Genomic DNA, 16,453 nt, shown 5'->3' on the forward strand with positions numbered 1-16,453 from the left:
GTTGAGGTGCAAGCAGGGCCGCCCGTCAAGGGGAAGCTTCAGTCATCGTCGTCGCTACGCGATGAGTTTCTGCTCCTCGACTCCACTGGCGAACCGCAGGTCCGCCGAAGAGCGCGACTACGATACCCGTATCCGGCTGTCGCCGAGGACGTCGGAGGCCGCCGCTCGGAAGCCCTTCACGGCCTGGTACAGCAGGTGCTCCCGCTCGGCAGCGAGCGCGGTGTCTGCATCCTTGCGGGAGGTGTCTTCCGCGTGGGCATCATGCACCATCCGTTGCATGACCCCGGCGAGGTCGTCGGCCGCGTGGACCACACGATAGAGCGCCTGCACCACGGAAGGCGGACCCTCGAGAATGACGAACTCGGCGGCCCGGTGGACGCCGCGAACCTGGCCTGCGAAGCGCTCCATCTTCTCGTCGACGTCCCGCAGGTCAGGCCGGTCCGCCCGCAGCGCGTCGCGCACTGCGTCCAGGGCGACATCGCGGTCGTACACCGCGCCTAGGTAGTTCGCGTAGGCGTCCCGGCGGTGCTGCCGGCGCCACTGGCCGAACTGCGACCGCGCCGCAGCGCGCCCGGTGACCATCGCTGAACCGAGGGTGGCAAGCGAGCCTACGGCAGCGCCGAGTAGCGCGGTGAGTCCAGCGTCCATGGCCCCATTCTGCCTATGGCAAGGCCCGAGTTGAGGCGGGCCAGAAGCGGGGCCAGGCGTAACAAGGTCACCCACGGATACACGGTGGTCGTCGTTCTTCAGGGAGCCGCATCAGGTCAGGGCGAGGCCGGCACTCTCGCTGATCAGGCGCGCGACAGAGAACTCGCCTCGTACCGCAGCTGGTAGGCGCGCACTCCACTGCCGTTCATCCGGTAGATCGTGATCGCCGACAGGAACTGTTCCTTGACCTCCGTGGTGCGGCTCCGCTCCTTCTCCGCGATACCGCTGATCCACCGCTCCACGTGCTCCGGGAGCTTGAAGGCCAGCTCGTATGCCCCCTCGGCGGCCACCGGCGCAAGGGTCCACTCTGCCGCCGCTCCGTGCCCCCGCCGCCTGATCCGCACCGCATGATCCGGCATCGTCTCCGCGTAGGCCAGGAAGCCTTTGTGGTCATCAGCCGCAAGGGGAAGGATGAACGGTGCCGACGGGAACCCGAGCAATAGCTCTGCATCGCTGTGCTGCTGGAGCACCGCGACGAACTGCGCGATCGCCGCGTCGGCGGCATGCTTGAACTTGCCCCCGCCCAGGGACACCGAAGGCAGCAGGTTCGTCGGAGACGTCTTCAGCGCTTTCCGTAGCTCCGTGCGCAACCACGACAGGGGGAAGGGCTCGCCTTCGGGCCAGTACTGCTCCTGTGCCTGAAACAGAGACCATGCCGTGCTCCCGATGATCCCGAGCAACCATGAGAAGGACGCCCCAGAGAGGTCGACAAGCGAAATCTGATGCGCCAGTGCGTACTTCTGGGCTTCCGACGTGAAGCCGTTCGCAGAGAACAGGGCGTACGAATACTGATAACGCTGCCTGGGCCTCGTGCCAGCGTGCGTCATGAAATTCTCGTTCACGTCGTGCAGCACGCCATGCCCATTGCGGACAACCTCCAGTCCGCAAGAGGTCTGGTAGAACTTGGCCTCAAGGAACAGGCGAACCGGCATCGAGAACGCGGGAGTGAAGGCGAACTCTCCCAGCACATCAACCTGGTGGAGGGCTCCCCTCCCACGCACCCGCAGCGTGTCTCCGGTCGACACCAGCTCCACCGGATCCTGATCTTCATGAACCAGCAGGCGGTACCCGCTGAAGCGCAGCAGCCAAGCCAGTGACTCCTCCAGTAGATAGCCCCGCAACGCGGAATCCTTGGCCACTACCCCGCCCCTCCCTGTGAACCGCCATGTCACGCCGCCTCGATCTTCTCATCCGTCCGAGGTGGCTGGTCGCCCGGTCAATCTTCTGTTCGCCTCGCATGGCAGGCAGGCTGCCCGACACCAGCGAAGTCGCGGCAGTGCGACTGTTGCACAGGAGCGCGCGATCGACGAGTGAGCGAAGGGTTCGACACTGGGCTCTGAGTGCGTGGCCAGCTCAGATTCGAATGACATTGCGGCGGTGATATCACCCTAGAGATAGGACGTCAGACCGCCTCTAGTCCATGGTGGTCGTCCGCCATCTGCTGGGCTGCTGACGGTTTCGTTGGGTTACTTGCGGACGCACCCAGTGAAGTCGGCGAGCGATCCATTCACTTCTCGGAGATCGCGCTAACGCCATAGCTCCTGCCCTGCGAGAGGTCACAGCCATGCCGCGCCCGTTCGGAGATTCGCCCTACGCGTTCACTGTCCCGCCGTCGGTCGAGGCGGTGCCAGCCGCACGCGACCGCGTCGTCCACCGTGCGCAGCGACTCGGGCTGATCCTGGATGAAGAGCTGACCAACGACTTGCGGTTGCTCACAGGGGAAGTAGTCGCAAACTCGGTCACGCACACACAGGCCGCGTGCGTGGTATCCGTCCAGTGGACCGGAGAGCGGCTGCGCGTGGAAGTCACCGACGTTGACCACAACTTGGTGCGTCCCTCCCAAGCCGAGGCGATGGACGAAAGCGGGCGGGGTCTCTTCCTCGTTGACGCATTGGCAACCGAGTGGGGATCACAGCCGTGTACGGCGGGGAAGAAAACGTGGTTCGAATTGGCAGTCCCCCCTTCTTCAGAGGGCACAACATCCGTAACCGCCTCACAACATGTTGATGCCGCTTCAGAGGAATCCGTGCCCGTGACCTGTGCACCTGCGCGAATCGAGCATCAAGCGGCCTGAACTGTCCCGCCCTGCGACGACGGAGACAAATAGCCCGGGTTCACGCGTGCGGAGAGAGCTGCCAGCAGCTGGGAAGGAGCCTCGCGCTCCGGGGTGTGGAGACCCTGTCGAGTGCATGAAGGAATGGCCCGTTGGCCCAATGCCCGCCGACTGGCCCCCTTACCGGCCGCGAATGAGGCTGCCGCCGTTAAGTGGCGGTGAAGGCGTGGTGGAACCGCAAATACCCTTCTCGCACGCACCCCAAGGGGAACGCAATGACGCCCTGAAGGACTGCGGTGATCCACACGACGGATCGTGGATCATAGGGACCCAGGTACAAGAGATGCAGCAGTTCGGCGCCCGGCCCTTTTGGGGGATCACTGCTGATCAGGCAACTCGATACCGAGCACCAGTTCGTTGCAGCAGATGCCGTGATGATGCCTTGCCCTCCCGCTACAGAGGAGACCGAAGGAGGCTACGGCTCAGAGGGTGGCCGCAACGAGGGCCGGGCGCACGCCGTTACCGACAGTCGATCGTAGATCGCGAAGTGTCGCTTTTCGTCTGCCGCACTCTGCCATCCCACCCGTGATCCATGAGGACAGCGCGCCAACACGCGACCGCGGCACGCGATGCGATTACGCGCCACCGCAGTCTGACGACAAGATCACGAGCTAAAGTTGAGCGTCAGGAGACTGTCCGCAGAGGTGGGCCTGAAGCGGCAGCTACGGGGCGGAGCATCGGCCCCGTGATATCGACGGGTGCGTTCATTCCGTCCAGGAGCACGATGATCCGGTCGATGTTGGTGAGGCGTCGCTGCCCAGATTCCAGCATCGACAGGAAAGCCTGGCTCAGCCCCGTGACGAGGGCCATGTCCTCCTGACGGAGGTGACCGTACTCTCGCACGAGTTGGCACAGCCTGCCGAAGTCCTTATGTAACAGGGCATCTCTGACGTCCTGGCGAGCCCATACCTGGGGTGGAACGGGGCGGGCAGGCTGTATGGCTGTCCCACTGCGAGCGCAGCCGGAACAGATGTCTTCCGTGTTGTACCGACTCAGGCGGCATCGACAGAGGCTGCAGAGCCGGGTGCGGCTGGTTGGCGTGGGGGTGCTTCTTGTGGCGCTCACGGCGATGCACTCCGTGCCCGATGGCGTTGGGGCGGCATCAGACGAGCATCGAGCTGAGTAGTCATTGCCACCCACAGCATCCGTGCGTGAGTTCGGGTAGCTCTTGGATGCGTCGCCGCAGGTCGTTGCGCCGGGGAGCGCCGCGCTCAATCCCTGATCGGGCATCCGGTCCCTCCGTTAGCCGGGTGATGCCCTCAGGCTGGCGCCAGTCAGAGCGAAGGGCCCGGACAGACTGTCCGGGTCCAATTCTTCTTATTTCTAGGCGTTATTTATGGGATGTCAGGAGACTGCCGTGCTGGCCTCGTCTAGTACGGCCTCCCACGGGTACCGGCGCCCCGGCATCCCAGACCGCGGCTCGGCGAGCGGCCATACCTCGCCACCGTAGATCAACCGCACCCCTGAATCGTGAAGGGCTCGCATGTGCCCATCCCATGCGGGGTGGCGAGCGTGCGCGGCGTTCACCCGGGGCCAGACGATCACCGGGAGGTCCAGTGTTCCGATGGCTTCGTTGACCTGTGTCAACGCCTGGTTGTCCGAGATTCCCAGGGCGAGCTTGGCGACAGTGTTGGCACTTGCCGGGGCCACGACGTAGCAGTCCACAGACGGATGCGGCCGGGAGTCACCCGGCAGGCGCGATTCGGACCGTACTGGAAGGCCGGTCAGCCGCTCGATCTCCGCCGTCTCCCCACTCGCGCGGAGCCACTGACCTGCGGTCGGTGTGAGCGTGACCGCAACTGTCCAGCCCCGTTCGAGCGCCGGGATCACGAGCCCGGTGCGCAGGTCCTCAATCCCGCCGGCGCTCGATCCGACGACGCCCAGCACCTTGCCCTGCATCGAAGTCACTGCACCGCCCTGCATCGTTGGGCCATGGCCAGCAGCTCGGACGAGTGGCTGCCGCCCGTGACCGGGGACTGCTTCCGCAGGTCGCGAAGGGTCTCGCGTACACGTGGATTGTTCCGCACGAGCTGGGGTGAGGTGTGTTCGGCCTCCCGCAGTTCCCTGAAGGACTCGTCGACGCGCCCCCTGAGGCAGAGGCCGCGGGCATAGTCGATGCGATGAGACACGGCGCGTTCCGCCGGCATGTGAGAAACGTCGATACCGCCATGCTCGACGACGTACGGGATGTTCTCCAGGTCAAGCTCGATCGACAGGCGGTGCAGCTCGACGTTCGTCGGACCGAAACACGTCTGCCAGTAGTTCTCGTCGGAACCGAGCTGGTTGGCGAGCCGCTTCGCCTTCTCCAACAGGGAGGTGGCGGTGTGCCGATCCTGGTACCGTGCAGCGGCCACAGCGGCCCGCAGATGAATCATGCCAAGCAGGCTCAAGGCGGCCGGGTCGTCGTCACCAACCTGACCGGCGAGCCAGGCCGCCGCGGTATCGCTCAGTTCGAGGGCGTCCTCGTATCGCCCGTTGGCCAGCAGTGCGTGCGTACCGGAGCGGGCGGCGGAAGCGAGCGACAACGGGTCCTCGGATTCGTCGGCGGCCCGCATTGCGCGCTCGGCCGCGAGCCACGACAAGTCGGACTCGCCGACCTTGGCGAGGGTGGTTGCCGCCAGGTGATGTGTACGGGCCGAGACAACGAGGCCGCGTCGCCGCTGATCGCCAGGTGGAAGGTCTTCCAGCTCCTGGGCAGTCCGCAGCAGACCGGGCAGGGCGGCGATGACGTCGCCAAGAACGCCAGCCTGGTAGTCACCCCAGCTGCGCTCAACGAAGACCTGCGCCTGCTCCGGCCTCGGCAACTGCCGCTCCGCCGTGGGACCGAACAGCTGCTTGGAGAGCCGTCGAGGGCTCATCAGCGCATCGCGGACTGCCGGCACGTCGTCCATGTGCTTTTCCTCGTCCTCCAAGAGGACGGGCTGCCCCATCAAGTCACTGAGCGGGACACGCAGTACGCGAGCGAGCTCAGCTAGCTTGTCGATTCTCGGCGGCTTTCGTACTCCTCGCTCAATCTTCGACAGCCAATCGGTGCTGTGCCCGACGAGGCCGGCGAGGACCGGCTGCGTGTAGCCCCGGCGCTCGCGGTAGAACGCGATCCGCTGTCCTATGCTGAGGTGATCACCAAGACCACGCATGCGCGCTGCCTCCCCAACTTTGGTCCGTCATTCACGGTAGCGGCCGAGCAGGCCGCGAGATCAGGGCAGCGATTCGGGCGGCGGGGCCATTTTCAACATCCGCTCTCGGACCTAGAACAGGCCGGACACTTTGTCCGGCTACACCACGCGTCCAGGAGGTGCCAGAGCTTTGCACGTCCGCCATCCCTGCCGCGCTCGAGGCCCTGAGGGGAGTGCCTGCTGGCGGCACAACATCATGGAAGTCTCGGAGCCGCCGGATCATGAAGAAGTCTCCAGCGAGCTCGTTGCGCACAGCAGCGCCTTGCCTTCAGTCAGAAGGCATCGCGAAATCTCCGGTAGAGCTGAATACTGTGATCGCCCGTGCCGACCCGAGCGCCCGTTGGAAATCGGTAGGCTGCCTGTATGCCTGACGCCTCCACACGCGTGCGTTTCGCCCCGTCTCCCACTGGAATGTTCCATGTTGGCGGGGCCCGGTCGGCTCTCTACAACTGGGCCGTCGCACGACAGTCGGGGGCAAGTTCGTCCTGCGGATCGAGGACACCGACGCAGCACGCAACAAGCCGCAGTGGATCGACGGCATCATCAACGCGCTGGCGTCCATCGGCATCTCCAAGGCCGATCCGCCTTCGAGGGTCCGTACTTCCAGTCGCAGAACGCCGACCGTCACAGCGAGGCCGCCCAGCAGCTCTACACGCAGGGCCGCGCGTACTACTGCGACTGCACCCGTGAGCAACTCCAGGAACGGACCGGTTCTCAGCACCTCGGCTACGACGGCTTCTGCCGGGACCGGGGCCTGGAGTACGTGGAGGGTCGGGCGCTGCGGTTCCGCACGCCCACCGAGGGCGAGACGGTCGTCGTAGACCTGATCCGGGGTGAGCCGTCGTTCCCGAACTCGGCGATCGAGGACTTCGTCATCTCCCGCGGCGACGGCTCTCCAGTCTTCCTGATCGCCAACGTGGTCGACGACCTCGACGAGGGGATCACTCTGGTCATCCGCGGTGACGAGCATCTGTCGAACACGCACAAGCAGCAGCTGCTGTGGGAGGCGCTCGGCGCGAAGCCCCCGGTGTGGGCGCACCTGCCGGTGATCGTGAACGAGAAGCGGCAGAAGCTGTCCAAACGCCGGGACAAGGTCGCTCTCGACGACTACCTCGCCGAGGGCTACCTGCCCGAGTCGATGACCAACTACCTCATGCTGCTCGGCTGGGGCCCCGGCGACGACATCGAGCTCCGCCCGTACGCGGAGCTGGAGGAGAAGTTCCGCGTCGAGGACGTGAACACCTCGCCAGCCTTCTTCGACATCAAGAAGCTGACCGCCTTCAACGGCGAGTACATCCGCGCCCTGCCGCTGGACAAGTTCGTCGAGGTATGCGAGCCCCGTACGCCAACTGGGCGCCCGAGGACTTCGACCAGGCCGCGTGGGGGGCGATCGCCCCCCCACGCCCAGACCCGCGTGGCCGTCCTGTCGGACATCACGGCCAACGTCGACTTCCTGTTCCTGAAGGAGCCGGAGGAGGACGAGGCATCCTGGGACAAAGCGATGAAGGGCGACCCGGTGGCTCTCCTCACCACGGCCCGCGCCAAGCTGGAGACGGCCGACTGGACCAGCCCCGAGTCCCTCAAGGAGGCGGCCCTGGCCGCCGGCGAGGAGCACGGCCTGAAGCTGGGCAAGGCCCAGGCCCCTGTGCGCGTCGCCGTCACGGGCCGCACGGTTGGCCTGCCCCTCTTCGAGTCCCTGGAGGTCCTCGGCAAGGACCGCACGTTGACCCGGATCGACGCGACCCTAGCGAAGCTCACAGGCAGGCAGAACCGGCGTGGCGAAACCAGTTTCTGTTAGTGCTCTATTGGAGTTCGCGGATCACTGAGGCGGCGAGTTCAGCCATGGTGTCGGTCAGCGGTGCTTTCCTTCCGGTCCTACGGAAGGCGCGCTCGACATTGGCGCACAGTAGCAAGCGGGACAGCTTGCCGCTGCGAGTCGACAAGACATCAGAGAACAGGACCTGCACTCGTTCTGCGAGCGCCGGCACTGTCAAGGAAGCGGACCACAGACAAGCCGCATCCCACCCAACTGGGCCCATGCCCCAGCTCTCCCAGTCGATGATCGACAGACCGGGGCCGCAAAGGTTGGCGTAGCCGAGATCTCCGTGGGCGCAGGCCCAATCGGTGATCGTGGTGTCGATGTCCTTCCCGTAGACCTCGTGGATTCGCCGAGTGAGGTGGGCTTGGCCCATGGACACGCGGTCTGTGGTGTGCTCCGCGAGGTTGGTCAGCGCGGTCCTCAGGTCGATCCACCACTGCTCGGGCAGTCCGGGATCCGCGGTGATGTCGCCTGTAGCAGAGAGGGCCCCGTCTTCTACGAGCGTCATCTCATCCGCACGCCACACCACGCCGCGTGTCTGGTCGGTCCAGACGGCTGCCGCCAACCATTCGGGACGAGGCACGCCTTCGATGGCAGCTGCAGCCTCGTAGCCGGTCCAAGCCTGGGAGTCGATCTCCACCGTGCGCCGCCAGGCGAGCCGAACCCACGTGGCTTCGTCGGTTCGGAAGCCGGCGGTGCCGTTGTACTTGCTGAAGTGGCCGTCCTCCCTTTTGAGCTGCCGTCCGAGCCGCCGCTCGACGTCGTCGAGAACGTCATCGAGTGCAATGGTCGAGAGGTCGTCCAAGGTCGCTTGCACTATCGGTCCTTCCTGGACAGGGCGCCTGCGCTCACGGTAGCCCTCTCCCGCAGCAGCACCCGATACTCCGTCACCCTTTCGGTGCTGACCTCAAGTCGCGAGCCATCGACCACTTCGGCAAGATGCTCGACGACGGAGGTACCGACCGCGAGACGGGTGACTTCGGGTATCGCAAACGCTGTGGCGACGCCTGCCTGCAGCGCTCCGCCCTGCTGGCCCGGGAGGAGAAACGTGGAGGTGTCCACGGTCTGCCATATCGAGTCGTCCGCATTTCCCGCGAAGGGAGCCATTCCCCACAGCTCGGTGATCTCTGCACGGTCGACGAGCTCGTCGATGGCGTTGAGGACCGCGGCGGATACCGTGAGGCCGGCGCGGACCATCGCCACGTCCGGACGTGGGATGGCCCAGTGGGCTTCGAGGAGACGCCGGGGGTCCCAGGTGGAGAACCCCCAGTTCTTGCAAAGTCCCGCGTCGCGCATCTCCAGGAGCACGGCGCACGCGTCGGCGAAGCTTTCGACCGAGGACTCGGGGTTGTGCAGGAGCACTGTGTCCGGGGCGCGTCCGAGTTCCCTCGCCGACTGCTCGACCGCAGCGCGAAGCCGCGCCGGGTCGAAGTCGTGGCCCTCCGGGAAGTAGCCGACCTTCGTGGAGATGGTGAAGGCGGGGAGCAGGTCGCCGGCGATCGCCGCGAGGGTCCGGTGCGAGGCAAAGTGGTGGTAGTTGAACGCGGTGTCGAGGTCCGTGACACCCAGCTCCAGTGCGCCCTCTAGAAGGTGTCGGGTGTGACCAGTCCGGTATAGGCCGAGAGCGATTCTGCGGTCAGCGGTGCGCACAGCCCCTCCTGGATCATGTGCTCGGCAAGCGCGATGAGGTCTTGGTCATCGTGGGTGAGGCGCACCGGGTGCCCAGACAGGAGGCTGCGGAGGCCGGGTTCGGCGCGGCCGTGGAAAGTGAGGCGCTTGCCGCCGCCGACCACCTGGACCGTGTCGCCAGAGGGGGTGATGACCGGTTCGAACTCGGTGACGGCAGCTACGCATTCGAGTGGGCCGAACACCGGGATGTGGGGCATGTGCCGAGCGGGCGGAGTGTTCGCCCGTAGTTCGGCGAGGTATCGCTTGGGGTCGTACTCGCGGGCGAGGTCGGTCAGCTTCGCGGCGAGTACTTCGCCGTCGGCGGTGCCGTCGCTGCGCTCCAGGTCCGTACGGAAGTCCTCGTCCGCGCGTGCGGCGTCGGACAGGAAGTTGGCCCAGGTCACGCCGGTGCGCTTGGTGAGGCCGAAGGTCACGTGGAGGGAGTGACCGTCGTCGCCGGAGCCGATCCTCGTTGCGGTGTGCCAGAAGCCCCGGGGTATGTGCATGACGTCGCCGGCCTGCATGGTGCCCCTCCAGAGCACTTCCTCCGAAGGAGCGAGGTTGCGTTCGGCGTCCCGGTACATGGGCGCGGGCCGGGAGGGGCCTCGAACCTCCCAGGACTTCTCGCCGGAGAGCTGGACGGCGATCACGTCGTGGTCGTCCCAGTGCAGGTTGAAGCCGTCCGTGTCGCCGACTGCCAGGTAGGCGTTGGCGGAGGTGAGCTCGCCGGACCACCAGCCCAGGGCGCGGCAGGCGACTTCCAGCGTCGGGTCGAAGAAGTCGACGTGGTCCAGGACCACGGTTCCGCCGCTGTTGAGGATGCGGCCGAGGGCCGCCATGTCGGCCTGGTTGACGGCCTGCCGGCGCCGGTTGACGTTGGTGGACAGGAAGAGTGAGGGGTGTACCTCGTCTCCCTCGGCGTAGCAGCGCAGCTGGGGGTTGGCAAGGTGGCGGTGCCGGATGGTTTCCAGCAGCCGGTTCGGGGTCATCAGCCGGGTAATCAGGTCCGGGTCGGCGAGGTGCCCGCGAGCGAACGCGGTGCCCACGGGCCCCGGCCCGCCCCAGCCGAGCGCCTTCTCGATACCTGTGACGAGCCGGTGCTCCATGGTGCCTCCTACTCCTTGGGAAGGTTCAGGTCGCGGTTGTCGCCGTCATCGCCCGCGCTGTTCTGCGAGCTTGTGATGTCGGACCGCTCCGCCTCGCTGCGGTCGTGGGCCACGGCGAGCTGCTCGACGGCGACCAGCAGGCTGACGCTGGTCCCGCCGCTTTCCTTGGCCTTCGTGCCCTTCGTGGTCGTGGTCACTCGGCTCTCCTCTCATCGGGGCCGCTCGGCCTGCGAGTGACCCAGGGATCCTGCGGCTGCAGGAACGCAACCGCTGAGTGGTGGTGCAACCTGGCGCTGACGCGCCAGGAACCGCCCCCGGGTGTCCGAGGCGTTTCGGGCTGTGCAGGGGGCGGTGCTTGTCGGCGGCGCGGTGCGTCGCGGTTGTGCGGCGCTGAGGCGCCTGCGCTGCCGGATTGATCTGCTCATGGACGTCAGCCCGAACTTGTGGGCTGCCCGTCCACTGGTCCTAACCCTGCTTCCGGTGGGGCAACTTCGCACATCACAGTCGTGATATCACCCGGGTAATCCAGGTCACCTGTCGCGCATCGCGGTGGATCAGGAAATGCATAGCGTACGAATGCAGAGGGAATGGACATCCAAAATCCCCTTCGGGGGTGGGCGTCGGCAGATATTGCAGGCGGAGGATTTTCAGAGAGACTCTCGCCTCACAAATTCCCGCTCACCTTGCCACACCCATCGAGTGGTCTCTGCAATCGGAGCATGGGGCCGGTTAGTTCGACTGGCACCTCAAGACCGTCAAGCAGTTCGACGATCTTGTCGATGTTGGTAAGTCTTCGCACCCCTGACTCCAGCATGGATAGGAAAGCTTGACTCAGGCCCGTAAGCTCAGCCATATCACTCTGTCGTAGAGAGCTTCCAATTCGCACAAGGTGACAGACTCGACCAAAATCTCGGGCGTAGAGAGCTTCCCGGACGTCTTCCCGCTTCCAAACTTCTGGCGCCACGCGGGGCGGCGACGAAGGGGCGGTAGGTACATGGCGCGAGCAAGCACTGCAGTACGGTTCACTGTTATATCGACTCAGGGGGTGTCGACACCATCGACACCGACGTTCACGCCCAACGGCGTCAGTTCTTGACGAGGGCGAAATTCCGCCCTGCCGGGCTCGTGTCCCAACCGTCGCTGCGCCTAATGGCGTCCGAATTTCCTGGGAGCCCTCGTCGACTGCTAAGGCGATCGGATAGCCATCGCGAGCGTCAGTCGACATCGGTCGCACCGGTCCGTGAAGGGCAGTCGAACTCTACCCATGTCGATACGCCAGGGCCCATAGATTCGTTCCACCGGTCGGCCAACGCGCCTATGAGCCTCTGCTTGAGATCTCGAACGGTACCCGAGGCTTCCGTGATCAGCTGCCGAAATTCATGGATCCCATCATGCACCTCGATCCGTAGGCCACTTCCGATTCGCAGATACCGAGTCTCGATCTCGCTGATTTGCCGCAGATGGCCATGCTGTATCGCATTAGTCAAGATCTCCGAGAGCACGATGACTGCTGGGTCTTCGATGCTTGAGAGACCCCATTCGCCGAGCGCCTTGCGGAGTTCACGACGCGCAAGACCAACGCAGCGTGGATGGCGACTCCAGCGGAGCACCACCGCGTCGCCACTGCCGTCGGATCCGACGCCATCGTCCGGCCGGTAGGTCATGGGCACTCCGATGCCTCCCCGTACACGTGGCTTGGTCGCAACGACCGTAGAAGCCGATGGGGAGGCAGACCCGGAAAATTCTTCCGGGTCTGACCTTGCACCGCCTTACAGGAGGCTCTACTTGATGGCGCCTAGCCGCACCGCCAGGTCTTGGACATCCCGGCGGCGGGAACGCTTGTGGAGACGACGCGCTAGGTCCCGGGCAAACTCGTGGGCCTTGATCTGCTCGGGAGCTGTCCAGTAGGCGCGCTTGAGATGGTCTATCGCCTCATCGGTCCGTCCTGCCTCGGCGTACGCGCGGGCAACATCCAGTCGCGCCCGTCCCCGTCGTTCTATGGGTAGTCCTGCCGCTCTGACACTGGGTGCTACATCCACGGCCAGTTGGATGTCCTCGAATTCCAGGGCGAGCGCCAGCCGGTGGATCTCTACGTTGCTGGGGCCGAAGGACGTCCACATCTCGTTGGAGTCACCTCCAAGGAGGCGCGCTGCCTCGTCGGCTTTCCCCATCATGTGATCTGCCAGCGCACGGTTCCTCATCCGAGCGGCTGCGACGGAGCCATTCAGGAACAGGGTCCCGTACAGCGAGAGAGAGGCCGGCGTGGAGCGCCACCAACCGTGTTCGAGGTCGTCGGCCGCGTCCAGTGTGACGCTCACGGCCTCTGCCGGCATGCCAGCGCCGAGTTGAACATGTGCGACACCGCGGCGAAGTGCGAGCATTGTGGCAGGGTCCCCGCACTCTGCGGCAGCCATGTCGCCTTGGTCTACAGCAGTCCAAGCCAGGTTCGTCTCGCCCAACTTGCGCAGAAGCACCGCTGCCACGTGGCAGGCCAGTGCGAACAGCCGGAGTGTCTCCGCGTGTTCGGTGCCAGTAGTGCGCGCATGCGTTGCCATCCGCGCATCCGCCAGTAGCCCAGGCAGGCACGCTCCAAGTCGCGCGAAGTGGCAATTCTGGTAGAGCCGCCAGGCTTCCTCAACAGCGAAGGAGAGACGTTCGAGGCGCACGGTTTCACGGTCGTCGTACAGCGAGCCCGCCAGTCTTCGTGACTGCATGAGTGCCATTCGAATCGCCGGAATGCTGGCCGTGTGCGGCCCGTGGTCGTCCAAGAGCGTTGGCGTGCCTTGAAGATCCTCAACGTGCACTCGCAGAGCGTGCGCCAGGTCTGCGAGCATCTTCACGTTGTTCACCGGTATGCGTTCGGACTCCACGCGGTACACCCAGTCCTCAGAGCGTCCCAGAAGATCGCCGAGCTGCCGTTGGCTCAGGCCCCGGCGTTTCCGGTAGAACCGGACTCGCTTGCCGAACGGAAGATGGTCGGTCATGCCCCGCATTGGCGCGCTCCCCTCACCCTTCTCGATCGAGTGTCACACAGTGTGAGCGCCTAGGACAGGAGAGCCATCGCCTGAAGACGTCTGTGATCCAGAACGTAGGCTGGTGCCCATCGGGGGTGGGGCTGATCTCTGTGTGATGCCGGGAGACGGGGCTGTACGTTTTCAACGGCGGGTCGCAGTCGTTGGCGAACATGGAGGGCGAGAGCAAGTGATCTCAACGCAGGCATGGGCGGATGCTCGGCGGCTGTGGGACTTCCAGCAGATGGGCCACGAGCTGCGCCCTTGCTCCGTGGCGATCGGACTCGGCAGCCATGACCTGGGGGTGGCCGACACCACCGCAGACTTGTACCACCGTGGCATGGCGCCGCTCATTGTCTTCACCGGAGCGACCAGCCGTACGACACGTGAGCGGATGCCCCGCGGTGAAGCCGAACACTACCGAGACCGCGCAGTTGAGCTGGGCGTTCCTGCGAGCGCCATCATCGTCGAGCCGAAGGCCAGGAACACAGGCGAGAACATCCGCCTCTCCCGCGCCCTGCTCGAAGAACAGCGCGTTCCCGTCTCGTCGGTCCTACTGGTCAGCAAGCCCTACGAGGAGCGACGGGCCTACGCAACAGCGCGAAAGCTCTGGCCGGATGTCGAGTGGGTGAGCGCCTCCACGCCTATGACGCTCCCCGAGTACGTCGATTCAATCCAGGACGCGCACCTCGTCATCGACATGCTGGTGGGGGCCCAGCAGCGGCTCATGGTGTACCCACAGCAAGGGTTCATGATTGAGCAAGAGATCCCTGACGAGGTAGCGGCGGCTTTCGAACGGTTGCGTAGCGAGGGCTTCACAAGTCGACTCGTGCCGGAAGAGGCGGAACGGACCTGAGCACCGGTCCAGCCAGCCTGAGATGTGGCGAGCTTCGCGTATCACGTCGGTTGTATCGCTCAGGCGATCCAGCGGCCGTGAGACATCGCTCGGGAAACGATCAGAAAGCGGGCTGGCGCTCAGGCGCGCACACTTTGCCCGCAGCGCCGGTCCGTGCACGCGGTCGCCGTTGCATCTCAAATTGACTGGATCACCTGCATCACTCCAGTGATATCACTCGTGAAATGTGCGGCTCGCCGCCGCAGTCACCAGTCTTACGGAATGCGTCCGGAACCCGTACTAGTACGGCGGGACGCGGACGGCACTCTCATAAGCGCCCCCGAACGAGGGCGCAACTCGCCGCCCATCGTGGAGTGCGGGCAGATCGAGCACGCTCCGCATCCCTCGGCGGCCTCCGACGGAGGTGACACCGTGCTGGGCCAGGGGACCACGGTTGGCGAGAGCCAAACGATGACCTTGATGATCACCACCGGGCAGTCCACACAGACGCCCGCATTGCACAGCAGTCCCACATCTGAGCGTTGCTGCCGACCGGGCAGCCTGCCACCTTGTGTACGCCCGATTCGCAAACGGGCTGAGCCTGGGCGTCATCGCCGGCACAGTCATGGTCACAACCGAACTGATCGTCAACCCCCCTGCGGCTATGTGGCATCCGTGCCGTGAAGTTCGGTGTCTGGTCGGCTGACGAGGATTGTGTCGTCCAGGTAGATGGGCCAGCTGGCAACCGGCCGAGGATGTCGCACGACGAATAGGTGGAGATCGGCCGGAACGGATTCCGGTCGCAGAGCTCGCCCAAGAGTGGCTGGACACCGTTCCTCGAGTGGACAAAGTCGACCAGGGACTCATCAGCACGGCCCCCGACTCATTCGCGAAGAGCAGCCCCAGGCCGAACCCTGCTGGGACCGCCACACCCTGATCACACCCTGAGCGGGCGCAGCCACGCCAAGTTCCGTCCGAATTGCGAGAAAGAGGTGTTATGAGTACCTCCACAAGGAGGCTGGCTCCGTTAGCGGGCCGAGCGTCTTTCCGCCGCGCCGTCGTCACCGGAGGTTGCGGATTCGTCGCCTCCCACCTGTGCGATGTGCTGCTCGACAGCGGTGTCGACGTGGTATGCGTCGACAACCTTCTTACGGGCACAGCGGACAACGTCGTGCATCGGCAGACGGATGGCCATTTCCAGTTGCTAGTGCACGACGTCACCGATCCGCTCTCGATACCGGGTGCTGTTGACCTAGTGCTGCACCTCGCTTCTCCGGCCTCCCCACAGGACTACATGCGCCTGCCGATCGAGACCCTCCGTGTCGGTTCGCTGGGAACGCTCAACACGCTGGAACTCGCCCGGCGCAAGAAGGCCCGTTTCATACTCGCCTCCACCTCTGAGGTGTACGGCGACCCACTGGAGCACCCTCAGCGGGAGTCCTACTGGGGCAACGTCAACCCGGTGGGGCCGCGCAGCGTGTACGACGAGGCGAAGAGGTTCGCGGAGGCGGCGACCACCGCCTACCGCACCGAGCACGGTGTCGACACCGCGATCGTGCGGATCTTCAACACGTTCGGGCCGCGGATGCGCGCGGAGGACGGGCGAGCGGTACCGACGTTCATCCGCCAGGCGCTGGCTGGCGAGTCACTGACCGTCACCGGCGACGGCTCGCAGACGCGGTCCCTGTGCTACGTCGGCGACACGGTCCGGGGCATCCTCGCCGTCGCCGCAGGCAGCCACCCCGGCCCCGTCAACCTGGGCAATCCCACCGAGACCACGGTCTTGGAACTCGCGCACCTGGTGCGTGAACTGACTGGCTCCGCCGCGCCCGTCGAGTTCGTCGACCGCCCGGTCGACGACCCGGAGCGCCGCAGACCCGACATCACCCTCGCCTGGGAGCAGTTCGGCTGGAAGCCGGAGACCGATCCCCGCAAGGGCCTGAGCACCACCATCGACTGGTTCGCCGCGCAGCTCAACGACACCGCAGTGAGGGAACGATGACGCGACACGCACCAC

The 16,453-nt window shown here is 65.2% G+C and carries 15 protein-coding genes and 1 pseudogene; 5 read left to right on the top strand and 11 right to left on the bottom strand.

Translation table 11 applies throughout. The features are described 5' to 3' along the window. Positions 1-117: 117 nt before the first annotated feature. Together SCAB_RS10070 and SCAB_RS10075 are read right to left on the bottom strand one after the other, a co-directional pair. Positions 118-648, bottom strand: a complete 531-nt coding sequence (locus SCAB_RS10070) for a hypothetical protein (protein WP_041669013.1) — start codon at positions 646-648, stop codon at positions 118-120. A 143-nt stretch (positions 649-791) separates the two neighbouring features. Continuing rightward, complete coding sequence (locus SCAB_RS10075) at positions 792-1,847, bottom strand: PDDEXK family nuclease (protein ID WP_012999962.1); 1,056 nt, start codon at positions 1,845-1,847, stop codon at positions 792-794. A gap of 425 nt (positions 1,848-2,272) precedes the next feature. On the opposite strand from SCAB_RS10075, the gene SCAB_RS49380 reads away from it, so the two are divergent. After that, entirely contained in the window at positions 2,273-2,782 is a 510-nt protein-coding gene (locus SCAB_RS49380) for an ATP-binding protein (RefSeq protein WP_078580086.1), read from the top strand. Between the two features lie 1,383 nt (positions 2,783-4,165). Here SCAB_RS49380 and SCAB_RS10090 read toward each other — a convergent pair. Both SCAB_RS10090 and SCAB_RS10095 read right to left on the bottom strand, forming a co-directional pair. Then, complete coding sequence (locus tag SCAB_RS10090; RefSeq protein WP_012999965.1) at positions 4,166-4,720, bottom strand: flavoprotein; 555 nt, start codon at positions 4,718-4,720, stop codon at positions 4,166-4,168. Between the two features lie 5 nt (positions 4,721-4,725). After that, complete coding sequence (locus SCAB_RS10095; RefSeq protein ID WP_012999966.1) at positions 4,726-5,958, bottom strand: helix-turn-helix domain-containing protein; 1,233 nt, start codon at positions 5,956-5,958, stop codon at positions 4,726-4,728. A 450-nt stretch (positions 5,959-6,408) separates the two neighbouring features. Here SCAB_RS10095 and SCAB_RS49000 point away from each other — a divergent pair. Next, positions 6,409-6,524 (top strand): annotated as a pseudogene (locus SCAB_RS49000) (glutamate--tRNA ligase family protein); the annotation flags it as partial. After that, entirely contained in the window at positions 6,524-7,795 is a 1,272-nt protein-coding gene (gene gltX, locus SCAB_RS10100) for a glutamate--tRNA ligase (protein WP_012999967.1), read from the top strand. The pseudogene SCAB_RS49000 and the gene gltX, both read left to right, overlap by 1 nt. A 4-nt stretch (positions 7,796-7,799) precedes the next feature. On the opposite strand, the gene SCAB_RS10105 is transcribed toward gltX, so the two are convergent. The 7 genes from SCAB_RS10105 to SCAB_RS10125 all read right to left on the bottom strand — a co-directional run bounded on the left by SCAB_RS10105 (position 7,800) and on the right by SCAB_RS10125 (position 13,574). After that, positions 7,800-8,633: a protein kinase family protein gene (locus tag SCAB_RS10105; protein ID WP_012999968.1), complete on the bottom strand. Its 834-nt coding sequence runs from the start codon at positions 8,631-8,633 to the stop codon at positions 7,800-7,802. Next, on the bottom strand, positions 8,633-9,466 hold the full coding sequence (locus tag SCAB_RS10110) for an aldo/keto reductase (RefSeq protein ID WP_078580087.1): 834 nt from the start codon (positions 9,464-9,466) through the stop codon (positions 8,633-8,635). Before SCAB_RS10110 ends, SCAB_RS10105 begins: the two co-directional genes overlap by 1 nt. Next, entirely contained in the window at positions 9,400-10,590 is a 1,191-nt protein-coding gene (locus tag SCAB_RS10115; RefSeq protein ID WP_012999970.1) for a JmjC domain-containing protein, read from the bottom strand. The genes SCAB_RS10110 and SCAB_RS10115 overlap by 67 nt, the downstream gene beginning before the upstream one ends. Positions 10,591-10,598: 8 nt before the next feature. Beyond that, positions 10,599-10,787 carry a hypothetical protein gene (locus SCAB_RS10120; protein WP_012999971.1) on the bottom strand — a complete coding sequence of 63 codons (189 nt, stop codon included), beginning with the start codon at positions 10,785-10,787 and terminating at the stop codon, positions 10,599-10,601. 467 nt (positions 10,788-11,254) lie between these two features. Next, the gene (locus tag SCAB_RS49005) at positions 11,255-11,815 is read right to left on the bottom strand and encodes a helix-turn-helix domain-containing protein (protein WP_078580088.1); all 561 of its coding nucleotides are present in this window, start codon (positions 11,813-11,815) and stop codon (positions 11,255-11,257) included. Further along, positions 11,805-12,254, bottom strand: coding sequence for an ATP-binding protein (locus tag SCAB_RS44640; protein ID WP_078580305.1), 450 nt, complete (start codon positions 12,252-12,254; stop codon positions 11,805-11,807). Before SCAB_RS44640 ends, SCAB_RS49005 begins: the two co-directional genes overlap by 11 nt. Positions 12,255-12,371: 117 nt before the next feature. After that, positions 12,372-13,574, bottom strand: a complete 1,203-nt coding sequence (locus SCAB_RS10125) for a helix-turn-helix domain-containing protein (protein WP_173402855.1) — start codon at positions 13,572-13,574, stop codon at positions 12,372-12,374. A gap of 217 nt (positions 13,575-13,791) precedes the next feature. Here SCAB_RS10125 and SCAB_RS10130 point away from each other — a divergent pair, with 217 nt between their 5' ends. Further along, positions 13,792-14,457: a YdcF family protein gene (locus tag SCAB_RS10130; RefSeq protein ID WP_012999973.1), complete on the top strand. Its 666-nt coding sequence runs from the start codon at positions 13,792-13,794 to the stop codon at positions 14,455-14,457. A gap of 976 nt (positions 14,458-15,433) precedes the next feature. Next, a complete protein-coding gene (locus SCAB_RS10135; protein WP_046773411.1) occupies positions 15,434-16,438 on the top strand; it encodes an NAD-dependent epimerase/dehydratase family protein in 1,005 nt (334 codons plus the stop codon). The last annotated feature ends 15 nt before the right edge of the window (positions 16,439-16,453 follow it).

The sequence above is a fragment of the Streptomyces scabiei 87.22 genome, from assembly GCF_000091305.1.
Classification (GTDB): Bacteria; Actinomycetota; Actinomycetes; order Streptomycetales; family Streptomycetaceae; genus Streptomyces; species Streptomyces scabiei.